The organism is Kocuria sp. WRN011, from assembly GCF_002295155.1.
Taxonomy (GTDB): Bacteria; Actinomycetota; Actinomycetes; order Actinomycetales; family Micrococcaceae; genus Kocuria; species Kocuria carniphila.
On the sequence record NZ_NSGI01000003.1, the window covers coordinates 180,625 to 193,397 of the forward strand.

The window sequence follows — 12,773 nt, forward strand, 5'->3', positions numbered from 1 at the left end:
CGGGGTCTCGTTCCACATCATCCAGGTACGAGACCCCAGCAGCGGATTACCGCGCCTCGTACGCCGCATCCAAGAACTCCTTGGCCAGCGGTGCACCGGTGACGGAACCGTAGTCCCCATCCTCGACAAACACGGAGAACGCGAGGTCGCCCTGCGCCACGATCACCCATGAATGAGTCCGAGGAAAACCACCCCGAGCCGGGTCCGGTTGACCGAACTCCGCGGTGCCGGTCTTGCCCAGGACCTCTCCGCCCGGATGATTGTTCAGTCGGTCAAGGTGTCCTTCTATGACCACCGCGCGCATGAGTTCACGCAATTGCGCCGCTTCCTGCTCGGTCAGATCCGATGGCAGCTCTCGGGCGGGCTTCTCTTCAGGCACGAGCTGCGGACACACCGCACGCCCCCGAACCACGCTCGCGGCAAAAACCGCCATGCCCAGCGGAGAGGTCTGAATCCTGCCCTGGCCAATCATCGACGCCGCATGCTCGGTGCCTGCATCGTCACGCGGGATGTTGCCCGAGTACGCGGGAATGCCAATATCCCATTCCGCCCCAATGCCCAGTGCTTCGCCGGCGGTGGCGAGATCCCCCTGACTCACGGAATCGTGTTTGTCGATCAACGCGGTATTGCAACTCTGCGCGATCGCCTCCCGGAGAGAAATGTCGCCCAGATGATCCGGCAGGTAGGTTCCTGCGTTCTTGAAAGTCTGGCCATCCACGGTGATGGACTCCGAGCACTGCACAGTGGATTGAGGCGAGTCACCGTGACGAAGCATCGCGAGCGCCGTCGCAATCTTGAAAGTGGACCCCGGCGCGTACTGGCCGATCGTGGCGGTCGGGTACGCGTTGTCCTCCGGACCGGAGGCCGCCGCGAGAATGTCGCCGGTAGAGGGTTGCACCGCCACGATTGCGCTGGGGCTGTCGGTGTTCTTGATGATGCGTTCGGCCGCCTTTTGCAGATCCACATCGATAGTCGTTCTGAGGGGTGTCTCCTCGGGCATCTTTTGTTCCCATAACGGCCCCTGGGACATCGGCGGTGCGGAGCCGTCCAGTTCCCGGATCGTCACCCGGAACGACGGCGCCGCGCGAAGTTTTTCGTCGAAGGCCTCTTGGAGCCCTCCCGCACCGATCCATTCGGCATCTTTTACCGCGTCACCCCGCGTCTCAATGTCCTCCGCGGACGGTTGGCGCACCGTTCCCAACACCGCGGTGGCGAAACCGCGGTCGAGCGAAAGCGGCATGGTGGTTGTCATTGCCTCATAGCCGGTAATGGTCTTCAGCGCCGCAGAGTCCAGCTTGAGGAAATCTGACCGTCGCAACGTCAGGGCATCGACGAACGCTTCCGGGCCGTAGGCAGCGACCTTCTCCTGATAACCCTCGGGGTCGATATCGAGTACAGCGGCGAGCTTCTTAGCGGACGCCGCGGCCTGCTCATCCGTCAAGCCCTCCTTGTTGATCCCGGGGAGGTGAACGTGCTGGTTGGACACCAGAGCGACGTCGTTCTGGCCAAGTATTCGCGCGCGCTCACCAGGAATGGTGGCCAAGGCCAAGCCCTGCCCCTCCTCAAGTTCGGGGTGCAGGATCGAATCCTCCCACCGAACCCGCCACTCACCGTCAATCTTCACGAGCTGCGCTTGCGACTCATAACTCCATGACTGCCCAGGGTCGAACGACGGCCAGGTGAAACCGAGCCGCGCGCTCGCCCCTTCATCGCTTTCATCCGCCCCAAGGACTTCAACGTTCGGGCGCTGTGAGCCCTTCATCCGCTCAGCCAGGAACGCTCGAGTGTCCGGAGGGGTCGACACCATGGGCACCCCCGCGATATCGCCCTCGTGCAGCGCCGTGGCCAACTGATCCGCAACCGTGGTGGGGCTAGCTGATCGCGCTGCGGAACAAGAACTGAGCATCGCGGCGGAAACGGTTGCAAGCCCCAGCCCGGACCATGTGAGGAAGGTTCGTCGGTTGGTGGATTCCATGCTTCTGAACCTAGGATCCATCGCCTCCATAGGTCCAATATGATGAGAGGCCAATATCCATAAGTAGGGAGTTATCGTGGCGGTCAATATGACTCGGCTCGCTTCGTGTTTCGTGGCCGTGAGTGAGCACCTGCATTTCGGCCGCGCAGCGGAGCAACTCGGAATGAGTCAACCAGCGTTATCGCAGGCCATTCGACAGCTTGAAACCGTGCTGAGATGCCAACTGTTCATTCGATCTGGCTCCGGCGTGACTCTCACCCGAGATGGCGAGACGACTCTGATGCGAGCTCGCACTCTGATCAGGGCCGAGCAGGACTTCGTGGCCACCCGCGATCGAGCGGTTCCGTTGCTCGGGATCGCCCACGAGGTTCCCCAAGAGCTTGCTCTTGCACTCATTCAACGTCTGCAACCAGTGACCGCCGTGCGCGGCTCGAGCGCCCAGTGCCTAGCGGACGTGCGTTCGGGAGCGTTGGCCGCCGGCGTCGTCGTCACCCCAGCCCTGTTCACCGGTGTGAAGCCGCTGGTTGGCGCAGCAGCGCAGGTGACGCTGTGGACTACCCGGCACGGGGGCGCCATCACCACGGCCGCGCAGTTGCGCACGGCGGCGGGGGCCGAACTTGGCGTTTCACCGCGTCGCTGGAACACAGCCGCAGCGCAAGAAGTCCAGGACAGTCTGCGGCGTGCCGGGGCCGCGGCAGCCCTCACCGAGGTCGAGGACGATGTAGCCGCGTTCAATGTCATCGCCCGAGGCGGGTGCGTGCTCAACCTGGGCCGCGAGGTTCCCGGGTGCACAGGCCGGCGCGTTGATTCCGCCCTGCTACGGGCTGGATTTCAGCTCGTTGTTCAGCCCACCATTCGGAACGACGCTGGATGGGCGGAAGCCTTCACTGCGGTATTCGACCACCAGGATCACTCATGACGTGGCTCGAGGACTCACTGGAACAGATCGCCGACGTCGCCGCTGTCGAGTTCACCGTCAGTGCCCGTCACCTTGGCACCGGCGCACGGTTCGACGTGCGCGCCGATGTCCCCTGGACCGCGGGTTCCACGTACAAGCTCATCGTGGCGGCGGCCTGGCTGGAGGCGGTTTCGGAAGGGATTGCGGATCCGCGCCGCCGAATACTGGTCGACGAACACGTCCGCCGGGACGGGCCAACGGGACTCTCGCTCAGCGATGATCCTGTGGAACTCAGCTACCGGGATCTGGTGCGGTCCATGCTGATCGTCTCGGACAACACGGCAGCCCACTGGATCTGGTCCGATCTAGGGGCCGAGTACATCCAGGAGAAACTGAACACCTGGGGCGCCGATGCCACAAGCATCGTCGACACCGGGCGGCAGGACTTCTCCCGCAGGGAACTGACGACAGGCGACGATCTCTGGCCCAATGAATTGGAAATGTTCACGTCAGAGAAGACCGACCTGCAGCTCTTCAGCGTCACCTCCGCCTCTGACCTGCGCTCAATTCTGGAGCGGCTGTGGACCAATCAGCTTGCGACTCCGGAGCTCTGCTCCTGGATGCGGGCCGTCCTGGGGCAGCAGCTCTTTCGACATCGGTTGGCGAGCGGGTTCGATTACGACGGCGTGGAGGTTGCCGGCAAGACCGGCACTTGGGGGCCGTACCGCCATGAAGCGGGCGCGGTCACCCATCCCGGTGAGCCTCCGGTGATCATCAGTGTGATGACCCGCTCCGCACGCGCTGCCCAGCAGCAGCCCCTCGCTCATGCTGCCGTGGGCCACATCGCGGCCGTGATCGTTCAGGCGATGAGGCAGGGGTGGACAGGGGAGTAATCGCGGGCCCTGGGGCGGCCCTTGATCCCGCCCCGCGCTCGTTCGGTGAGGCCCGCGAGGACAGGGATTCAAGAAGGCAGAGATTCGTAGGACTTTTTCAAGACAGCCGCCGCTGTATCGTTCGCCCGGCACGTCGACATGGGCACCTGCCCGAACTCCGCCCGTGGGATCGGCTCGCGGCACAGCTGAGCCGTCCGATTCGTATCCCAATTGACGTATACATACCAGCCATCAGCCTCCTCGGATACCGACCGCACCACGCCGACGGCGCACACCTCCTGCCGCTTGGACAGGTACGCCCAGATCACATCACCGGCCCGCATGCTCCGATAACCGCTCCGCAGACACCACCGATCGATCTGCTGCGAGCACCCGATGGCCTCCCACACGGCGGTGGCATCGGAACGGGTCAGCCAATCCGTCGGCTGGAACTCCAGGTGCGCGGCCGGATTAATCGGCAGCAGCCAGTGCACCGTCACGCAGACTCTCCGGAGGACAGCAGCGCGTCATACCCTTCGCGGTAGGTGGGGTACCGGAGTTCCCCCACAAATCGGTGCATCAGAGATGCGTCCAGCACTTTGCCCCGAGGCGCGCCGCCAGAAGTTGAGGAGCTGTCCGGAGGCACGGGGACACCCAGCAACCCGGCAATGTGCGCGGCCACATCGCCCAGCATCGCGGGTTCGGTGTCCACGGCATGCAGCAACACGGGTGGCTCGGGAGACTCCAACACCGACTGCAGCACAGTCACCAGATCGTCCCGATGGATCCGATTAGTCATGCGGTTATGAGCCAGAGCATCGCCCCGGCGCACTCGGTCGATCAACGACGTCCGTCCCGGCCCATAAATCCCCGCCGGTCGAACGATCACCAGACCGGGGAACAGTTCCGCCGCCAGCTCTTCTGCCGCCAGCAGCACACGGGCGGTGTCCCGCTCAGGTGAAGGCGGCGTCTCTTCCGTCACAACCTTTCCGTCACCGCCACCCAGCACCCCGGTCGAGGACACCAGCACTACGCGCTTGGGCGCACTTTCACCGGAGCGCAGTGCGCGATGCAAGCCTCGCAACGCGCCCAAATATGTACGTTCATAGGCATCTACGTCGCGACCGTCGGCGGTCAGAGTGATGACCACGGCATCAGCCGACGGCAACGCAACTGTTCCCGGATCCATCAGATCCAGAGCGAAAGGTGAGATCTCCGCCGGAAGGTGATCGGGGCGGCGTCGTACCCCCGTGGCGCGCCAACCGCGCTGCACAAGTCGCTGCCCCAGGGCAGTGCCGAGATCACCGCAACCGGCCAGAAGTACGTGGTGAGTCATGACTCAAGCCTTTCATTCGCGACCGAGAAGCAGCTGCCCGCGATCACATTCACCGGACGTCAGAAGTTCAGCGGTCACTGTCGAACGCCTGAGCAATGTCCCCGAGCTGCGCCATCAGCTGGTGATAGTCCTTCCCCTGCATGGGGAACCGCGCCGCAATCTTCTCGGGAACCTTCTCGGCGAGCGCGCGGAGATCGCGACCGGCATCAGTGAGGCCGATCAAGCGGCGTCGTTCGTCGTGCTCGTCGCGGCGCCGAACCACGAGCCCGCGCTGCTCGAGTCGGCGCAGCACCGGGGTGAGGGTGCCACTGTCCAGGCCGAGGAGGTCTCCGAGCTGGCCCACGCCCTGCGGCTTGCTTTCCTGCCAGAGCGCGAGCATGACCAGGTACTGCGGGTACGTCAGACCCAGTTGGTCGAGCTCAGATTTGTAGGCGCGCACCACGGCATGGCTGGCGCGGTAGAGGGCGAAACACAGCTGGTTGTCGAGATCCAGCGGAGAGGTCGAGGCGGTCACAGGGGAATTTTAGCAAGAACCCTGGACACATTTAGATTGTGCGCAATATAGTTGTGTCATCTCAACAACAGAAGGAGACATCATGGAACCGATGTACACCGCAGAAGCCCTGAGCACCGGCGACGGCCGCTCCGGCCACGTCAGCACCAGCGACGACCGCGTCTCCATCGACCTGGCCCCGCCCAAGGAAATGGGTGGCAGCGGCAACGGCAGCAACCCCGAGCAGCTGTTCGCCGCCGGGTACGCCGCGTGCTTCCACTCGGCCTTACAGATGGTGGCCAAGTCCGCGAAGAAGGACCTGGGCGATTCCGCCGTGGGCGCCCAGGTAAGCATCGGCAAGGAAGGCGAGGGCTTTGGCCTGTCCGTGGTCCTCGAGGCCGTCATCCCCAACCTGCCCGAAGACGAAGCTCGGGAACTGGTCGAACAGGCGCACCAGGTCTGCCCGTACTCCAATGCGACTCGCGGCAACATCGAGGTCGAGCTGCGCGTCACTGACGAGTAAATCTCTCAATGGAGTTGGGCGGCGCGGTCTCGCTCTGAGCGGGCACGCGCCGCCCGCCGCCGCTCCGGCCTGCCTTCCGACCCACGTCACCTTGCATCCGCTCCCCCACCACTCGAAGTAGGTTCGCTGTATGTCTTCTCTCCGCCGCCGCTCCGCCCGCGAGCGCTCCCAGACGATCACCCGCGTTGTCCTCGGCTCCTTCATGACGTTCGCCGGGATCTCCCACATGACGTTCGCGCGCGATGAGTTTCAGGCGCAGGTTCCGGACTGGATGCCTGTGGATCACGACCTGGTGGTGCTGGGTTCCGGAGTGGTGGAGATTTCGCTCGGTGCGGCCATGTTGGCCCTACCCAAGCATCGTCGAGTGGTGGGTATCGCGCTGGCCACGTTCTATGTGCTGATCTTCCCGGGCAATATCGCGCAGTACGTGGAGGGCACGGATGCCTTCGGGCTGGACACGGACGGCAAGCGACTGGCGCGACTTTTCGGGCAACCCCTGTTGATTGCCGGCGCATTGTGGGCCGGGGGCATCCCCGGTCGCCGTCGGCGAGTCGCATCGCGAGACGACATCTGAGGCTTCGGTTCGCGAGATCTGGGCCTCCTGAGAAGCGATCCCCTGCCATAAATGTCACCGAGGCTCCTCACTGACATCTACGCATTTTCGAGTGCCATGGACGAAGACAGCTCCCGGTGCGCCGCCACCTGGTCCAGTAGCGTCTGCGCCTTCTCCTCGACGCCGGCCACGACGTCCTCACCCGCAACGAATCGCAGCGGAGGGGTCTCCAGGTTCGCCAGCGTGACGAGCGCGGCGCCGAGCTTGGCGGGATCGCCGGGCTGCTGGCCGTTCATGCCCTTCCAGTTCTCAATGGTTTGGGCCGTGCGCTCCTTGTAATCGTCGATGGACAGCGCCGGCCAGTTCGTGGAGGCCTCCTCGACCAGGAGCTCGGTTCGGAAGAAACCGGGTTCCACGATGGTCGTGTGGATGCCGAACGGCTCCAAGTCGAAGCGCAGCGATTCCATCCAGCCCTCCAGCGCGAACTTCGACGATGCGTAGGCCGCGCAGAATTCCTGGCCGATGATGCCCGCGGCAGAGGTAATGGTGAAGACGTGCCCACCACGCTGCTTGCGCATTACCGGAAGAATCGCGCGGGTCACGTTCAGCGGGCCGAAGAAGTTGGTCTCCATCTGACGGCGCATCTGCTCATCGCTGATCTCCTCGAAGTACCCCGCGTAGAAATTGCCCGCGTTGTTGACCAGCACGTCGATGCTCCCGAAGCGTTCCACCGCGGCCTGCACGGCAGCCTCGGAGTCGGACGATTGGGTGACATCCAAGGACAGGGCCAGCAGATTCTCGTGCTCACCGATCGCCTGGGTGACCCGGGCGGCGTCGCGAGCCGTCCCGACAACGTTGTGACCGGCGTCGAGCGCGGCCTTGGCCAGGTCGATGCCCATGCCGCGGGCGGCTCCGGTGATGAACCAAACGTTGCTCATGGTGATGCCTTTCGGTCGGAGAAGTCGCCTGGTGAGCGACCGGGTATCCCAGTCAACCGGTGCGCGCCCGAACTAACCAGACCCCTATAAGAGGTGCCCCGCCAGGACCCCTCTGGTTCGGCAAGCATGGGGTACGTTCAATCTCGTGGACCAGCAGGATGACCTTACCCAGTTCCTCGTCTCGCGGCGGGCCAAGCTCAATCTCCAGCGGGCGGGCCTCCCGGACTTCGGGGGACGACGCCGCGTGCCTGGGTTGCGACGCGAAGAGGTCGCCTTACTCGCAGGCATCAGTTCCGAGTACTACAAGCGCTTGGAACGGGGCAACGTCAAGGGCGTCTCGGGGCCCGTGATCAATGGGATCAGCCGCGCACTCCAGCTGGATGATGCGGAGCACTCTCATCTTGAGGCGCTCATCCGGTCGGCAACCATCCGGGCTCGCCCGCCCCGCAGACGCCCGGAACGGACCGTTCCTTCAGATCCTGTCCTGCAGCAGACCATAGACGCAATGTCGACCGTTCCCGTGTTCGTGCAGAACGGGCGGCTGGATGCGGTGGCCACCAACCGCTTGGGTAGGGCTCTGTTCTCGGAGATGTTCATGGACGACCAAATCCCGGTGAATGCCGCGCGCTTCCTATTTCTCGAGCCCAAGGCTCGGACGTTCTATCGAGATTGGGACGCCAACACCCACCAGATCGTTGCGCTGCTTCGTGCCGAAGCCGGGCGGTCCCCCTATGACCAACAGCTACGCGAGCTTGTGGACGAACTGTCATTCCGCAGCGATTTGTTCCACGAACTGTGGGGGTCCCACGACGTGCGCGAACATCGCACTGGCCTCAAGAGCGTGCATCACCCGAGCGTGGGGGATCTCGATCTTTCCTACCTCGCGATGGATCTCACTTCTGAGCCGGGTCTGCAAATGCTGGTGTTCTCCGCAGAGCCGGACTCGAACACTTACCTCCGGTTGCAACAGCTGTAGGAGCTGAAAGCCCCCTCATTACGAGGTCAGGTGTACACCACTAACCCAGACACCCGTTAGGCCACCCCTAAAAACCTTGGCAGTCGGACTCGACAGTTGTAGAGTGATCGTCATCACTCGCAACCTCTCCAGGGTGCCCTCTAGGGCTTCTCATCTTTGGGACCGAGAGCGTGGAGTGCACCCTGGAGGATCCAACCATGCACCCGATTCAGGGTCCGGGGTCCATGAAGGCAGAATTCACCAAATCAACGGCGATCCGTCCACACCTCTTTGTGGGAAATGTCAGACGTCCGCTCTCAGGGTTGGGTTCAGGGCCACGTTGCACTCGTCGGCGACGCCGTCGTCCTCGAGCAGAGGCTGCCCAGGCGCAGTCGTGCCACTTCGCGCGACTCATGTTCGTGGGTAACTCAAACCCCGCGGCTCCTCGCGGCCGTGGGGACACCCACTAGGAGCAACACATGATCGATGAGACACCGTCCGAGCAACGTCAATCCGTACGACCGAATAAACGGAGGAAAACGTGGCCGTTGTGGCTACGAATCACGGGAACTGTAGTCGGTACAGCGCTCACCTTGCTGGGTCTCCTGTGGGCACTGCAAGGTGCCGATCTAGTTCGGATCGAACCCATCGGGTGTGTGGCGAACTGCGAGCCGATCACCGAAGGATCGATCGGGTGGCTTGTTACCGGAGTTCTGGCCGCGCTGGTGGGTCTGTGGTTGGTATATATCGCCATCCGTCGACGCCGCTGACTCACCTTCCCGGCCAACCTCTGCGCATGGAGCACTACGCCGAGGGGTGGCGAGTGCATCGGCCAGCCTCTGGGTGGAGTTACTTTGGGCCGCGGTCACCGGTCACGCAGTGAAGGCTATTCATGTGACGTTTCGACCCCGAGGTCGATGAATCTGGCCAGCCGACACTTCAGTTCCACCGCGGACTGTCGCTGCATCTGCGGGCTGGTGATGTTGGACAGGAACAACCCGTCCATATAGGCAATCACGTCTCCTGCCAGGAGCCGCGCCTCCTGTGGGTCAGCCAACGGGAACAGGGAGGTGAGTTTGTCCCTAAATCGGTTGGTTCCGGCCGTGAGAGCAGCATGGATCTCAGGGCGCCGAGCCGCCTCGAGCATCAGCTCGTAGCGGGCGAGAGTGCGGATCCGACCGACCCCGGACAGAGACTCGTCCAGAATATGCCCCATGAAGGAGGCAGGGTCATTGCCGCCCTGATCCACCAATGCGATATCGAGTTCCGCGAGTCTGGGTGCCGCGGCACCAAGCAACTCGGCACGGGAGCGGAAGTAATAAGACGTGGAGCCTTTAGGTAAACCGGCCTGCGCATCCACGGCTCTATGCGTGAGGCCACGACTGCCCTGCTCTGCCAGCAAGGTGATCACGGCATCCGCAATCCGGGTTCGACGATCCGACACCGGGGGCATCCATACATCCTCTCGACCCGAAAACTCAACAGGCGTAGAGTATCAGGCGGACGCCGAACCCTCCCTCTCGAGACGGAGATGACCATGGCGGACCTGGTAACCATCACCATCTGGGCACTGTTCGTGGCCAACTCACTGTGGCTGCCGCCTATCCGGTCACGCGGGTTTCATCAGGTTTGTCCTCGCCATGGCGGTCAATGAAATCCCACTGGTCTTCATAGTGGTGATCGCGGTGAGTCTCGCCATCAGCCGGCGAGGCGATCTACCCACCGGATGGCTAGGCAGAGCCTGGTGGCTGTCTTGGGTGTTAATCGGTGCGGCCCTGGTATGGATATAAATTCGGGCCCGCACAGCTCGCCCCGCTTTAGAATCCGCGTTGTCTAAATCCCTCGGACAGAATTGGCGTGCTGAGATCCGGCCAGAGCTGGCAGGGCAACTGAACACACGCGCGCGTTGGTGGCCCGGCATTCTTCTCCCCTTCCAGCGTCACCGCCGTGATGTGGAGCGGATCCGGAACCTTAGCTACGGGCCCGATCCTCGATTTCACCGGCTCGATATATACCGATCCCGACATATAAAAAGGCCAAACCCTGTTCTCATTCATCTTCACGAGGGCGGATTCGTACAGGGCGGCAAAAGCCGCGAAGCCGTCACACTACTGAATCTGCTGGCCGCCCACGGGTGGCTGTGCATCAGCGCCAACTACCGACTCCGCAGAGCCGCCGAATTCCCGAACCCCCTGGTGGACGCCAAGCGAGCCATCGCCTGGGCGCGAGACCACGCCAATAACTTTGATGCTGATGGCTCGCAGGTCTACCTGGTCGGCTGCTCCGCAGGAGGACACCTGGCCGCTTCCGCCGCGCTCACGCCCAACCAACCGCGGTTCCAGCCGGGTTTCGAGGACGCCAAGACCGATATCGCCGGTGTCATTTCCATCTACGGATACCTGGGCGCACGCACGGATGATCCCGCAAGTTCACCCGTTGCCCTGGCCCATCACGAGGCCCCGCCCATGCTGGTCATTCAAGGCGCCAACGACTCCATGCTTCCTCCTGGGGCGCGTGGAGGGTGGGCCGACAGCCTGCGCTCGGCCTCACGGTCGCCGGTGGTCTACGCCGAACTTCCCAACACACAGCACGCCTTCGACTACCTGGCCTCGGTCCGCGCACGGGCCACCGCCGACGCCGCCGAGGCATTCCTCGCGTGGGTGCGTTCAAGGGAGCAGCCAGCCAAAACGATGGAGCACCGTATCGACCCGCGCCTCCCCTGAAACGCTAGAGCTGTTCTTCCGCGCGAGGACCGCGCACGGAGTATCTGGCGCACAAGAACGCTCGGTTGCGGTCAAACTCTTCGAGTTCCAGGTTGAACGCGTCGGTGAACAACGGGCGACCGGAACCGAGGAAGACCGGAGCGATCGAGACCATGACCTCGCCCAACATTCCTGCTCGGGCGAATTGAGTAGCCAGGCCGCCGCCGCCCACAATCCACACATCCCTGTCCCCGGCTGCAGATACCAGTTCTGCGCGGTGCTCCCCCGGTGTGCCGGAGACCGTTTGGATGGTGTCAGCCACGGGCGTCAGGTCCCGGTGCGTGAAGACGTAGGTGGGCACCTCGTACGGCCACGGCTCACCACTGGTCATGTTGTGGTCCACGATCCATTGGTAGGTGGTGTGCCCCATTGCCAGGACTCCGATATCGGCCATGAAGCGGTTGTAGTTCATGAAACCGTGCGCATCGATTGGCTGAGTGACTAGCCAGTCGAGACTGTCGTGGTCGTCGGCGATGAAACCGTCCAGGGAGGACGCAACGTAGAAGCGGTAATTGGTCATGATTCTCCAATCCTCCTGCGATGCCACAGGATGGGGTCCGGGTCGAGCTGGCCCGCGCCGGCGTCAATACCGGCGCCGGCGAGCATCCACCGAACTAGTTGTCGGCGGTGCGTGGAATAGGTGAGTTCGTGCGCCACGATCTGTGAGAGCAAGAATGACTCAGGTGGATCGCAGAGTGCATCGAGCACCCTGTCTTGCCACGCACCGCGACGGTCGATGTCACGAATCAGAGCGATCCATCGAGGGCCGGTGACTGCGTGCCGCTCGGCAAGTTCGGCGACGCCGTCGGGGCCAGTGAGGTCCGGCTCGGTCTCTCCAGCAATGGAAGCCAGCCATGGTTCTTTGCTCACCACCAAGTGACGAAGAACCTGAGCAATCGATTCATCCGGCCCGTCCCAACTTCGCGGGTGGCTACCGGGCAAGCGAGTACGTCGATACTCCAGATCGCTCACGCCGCGCGCGGCTACCAGGAGTGCATCGATGTCGTCCAGATCGTGCCGAACGAGTAACCCGACCACATCACCGGCGGGCTGCTCATGCGCCTCACCTGCGTCGACATACAACGCTGTGGGTGAGTGGAAGTGAATTCCATTGGGCGCCGGCAGCCAATGCCCCCGCTGAGATTGCGGTGGCATCCCCGTGGGTGGACATCCGAAGGCACGATGGAAAGCCCTTGAGAATCCTTCGACCGAGTCGTAACCGGCACCGAATGCGGCATCGGTGACGTTCTCACCGCGTTGCAATTGCCACGCAGCTTGCTCCAGAACAACTCGGCGGCGCAACGCTACCGGCGACTCACCACTTCCCGTTCGCACCTGACGTGCGAAGTGGAACGGGGAAGTGTAGGCGCCCGCAGCCATGTCTCCAAGGCTCCGATGCTCATCATCGAGCACCGCATTAAGAAGTCGATGCAGCGGATCGGGTGTGGAAGTGGACATGGTTCAAGTA

The 12,773-nt window shown here is 63.0% G+C and carries 14 protein-coding genes and 1 pseudogene; 7 read left to right on the forward strand and 8 right to left on the reverse strand.

All coding sequences use genetic code 11. The features are described from left to right. Nucleotides 1-46: 46 nt before the first annotated feature. Nucleotides 47-1,975: a penicillin-binding transpeptidase domain-containing protein gene (locus CKW39_RS05505; RefSeq protein ID WP_158222911.1), complete on the reverse strand. Its 1,929-nt coding sequence runs from the start codon at nucleotides 1,973-1,975 to the stop codon at nucleotides 47-49. 88 nt (nucleotides 1,976-2,063) lie between these two features. On the opposite strand from CKW39_RS05505, the pseudogene CKW39_RS15885 reads away from it, so the two are divergent. The 3 genes and pseudogenes from CKW39_RS15885 to CKW39_RS05515 form a co-directional block, all read left to right on the forward strand. Further along, nucleotides 2,064-2,234, forward strand: a pseudogene (locus CKW39_RS15885) (LysR family transcriptional regulator); the annotation flags it as partial. Between the two features lie 21 nt (nucleotides 2,235-2,255). Continuing rightward, entirely contained in the window at nucleotides 2,256-2,894 is a 639-nt protein-coding gene (locus tag CKW39_RS05510) for a hypothetical protein (protein WP_254049308.1), read from the forward strand. Next, nucleotides 2,891-3,766, forward strand: a complete 876-nt coding sequence (locus tag CKW39_RS05515; RefSeq protein WP_158222912.1) for a serine hydrolase — start codon at nucleotides 2,891-2,893, stop codon at nucleotides 3,764-3,766. The genes CKW39_RS05510 and CKW39_RS05515 overlap by 4 nt, the downstream gene beginning before the upstream one ends. A gap of 68 nt (nucleotides 3,767-3,834) precedes the next feature. Here the strand turns inward: CKW39_RS05515 and CKW39_RS05520 are convergent, their stop codons facing one another. The 3 genes from CKW39_RS05520 to CKW39_RS15770 form a co-directional block, all read right to left on the reverse strand. Then, nucleotides 3,835-4,245: a hypothetical protein gene (locus CKW39_RS05520; protein ID WP_095797150.1), complete on the reverse strand. Its 411-nt coding sequence runs from the start codon at nucleotides 4,243-4,245 to the stop codon at nucleotides 3,835-3,837. Next, nucleotides 4,242-5,081 (reverse strand): NAD(P)H-binding protein, encoded by an 840-nt coding sequence (locus CKW39_RS05525; protein WP_095797151.1) that lies wholly within the window; start codon nucleotides 5,079-5,081, stop codon nucleotides 4,242-4,244. The genes CKW39_RS05520 and CKW39_RS05525 overlap by 4 nt, the downstream gene beginning before the upstream one ends. A gap of 67 nt (nucleotides 5,082-5,148) precedes the next feature. Continuing rightward, on the reverse strand, nucleotides 5,149-5,595 hold the full coding sequence (locus CKW39_RS15770) for a MarR family winged helix-turn-helix transcriptional regulator (protein ID WP_095797152.1): 447 nt from the start codon (nucleotides 5,593-5,595) through the stop codon (nucleotides 5,149-5,151). Nucleotides 5,596-5,677: 82 nt separating this feature from the next. On the opposite strand from CKW39_RS15770, the gene CKW39_RS05535 reads away from it, so the two are divergent. Further along, nucleotides 5,678-6,097, forward strand: coding sequence for an organic hydroperoxide resistance protein (locus CKW39_RS05535; protein ID WP_095797153.1), 420 nt, complete (start codon nucleotides 5,678-5,680; stop codon nucleotides 6,095-6,097). 130 nt (nucleotides 6,098-6,227) lie between these two features. After that, a complete protein-coding gene (locus CKW39_RS05540; protein ID WP_016995939.1) occupies nucleotides 6,228-6,671 on the forward strand; it encodes a hypothetical protein in 444 nt (147 codons plus the stop codon). 77 nt (nucleotides 6,672-6,748) lie between these two features. Here CKW39_RS05540 and CKW39_RS05545 read toward each other — a convergent pair whose 3' ends face one another. Beyond that, on the reverse strand, nucleotides 6,749-7,588 hold the full coding sequence (locus tag CKW39_RS05545; RefSeq protein WP_095797154.1) for an SDR family oxidoreductase: 840 nt from the start codon (nucleotides 7,586-7,588) through the stop codon (nucleotides 6,749-6,751). A 145-nt stretch (nucleotides 7,589-7,733) separates the two neighbouring features. Between CKW39_RS05545 and CKW39_RS05550 the strand changes: the two genes are divergently transcribed. Beyond that, nucleotides 7,734-8,564 carry a helix-turn-helix domain-containing protein gene (locus tag CKW39_RS05550; protein ID WP_016995941.1) on the forward strand — a complete coding sequence of 277 codons (831 nt, stop codon included), beginning with the start codon at nucleotides 7,734-7,736 and terminating at the stop codon, nucleotides 8,562-8,564. A gap of 865 nt (nucleotides 8,565-9,429) precedes the next feature. Here CKW39_RS05550 and CKW39_RS05560 read toward each other — a convergent pair. Further along, a complete protein-coding gene (locus CKW39_RS05560) occupies nucleotides 9,430-9,996 on the reverse strand; it encodes a TetR/AcrR family transcriptional regulator (RefSeq protein WP_095797155.1) in 567 nt (188 codons plus the stop codon). A gap of 499 nt (nucleotides 9,997-10,495) precedes the next feature. Between CKW39_RS05560 and CKW39_RS15410 the strand changes: the two genes are divergently transcribed. After that, nucleotides 10,496-11,266 carry an alpha/beta hydrolase gene (locus CKW39_RS15410; protein ID WP_254049300.1) on the forward strand — a complete coding sequence of 257 codons (771 nt, stop codon included), beginning with the start codon at nucleotides 10,496-10,498 and terminating at the stop codon, nucleotides 11,264-11,266. 4 nt (nucleotides 11,267-11,270) lie between these two features. On the opposite strand, the gene CKW39_RS05570 is transcribed toward CKW39_RS15410, so the two are convergent. Beyond that, entirely contained in the window at nucleotides 11,271-11,825 is a 555-nt protein-coding gene (locus CKW39_RS05570; protein ID WP_016995944.1) for a dihydrofolate reductase family protein, read from the reverse strand. Continuing rightward, nucleotides 11,822-12,763, reverse strand: a complete 942-nt coding sequence (locus CKW39_RS05575) for a helix-turn-helix domain-containing protein (RefSeq protein ID WP_095797157.1) — start codon at nucleotides 12,761-12,763, stop codon at nucleotides 11,822-11,824. The genes CKW39_RS05570 and CKW39_RS05575 overlap by 4 nt, the downstream gene beginning before the upstream one ends. Nucleotides 12,764-12,773 lie beyond the last annotated feature (10 nt).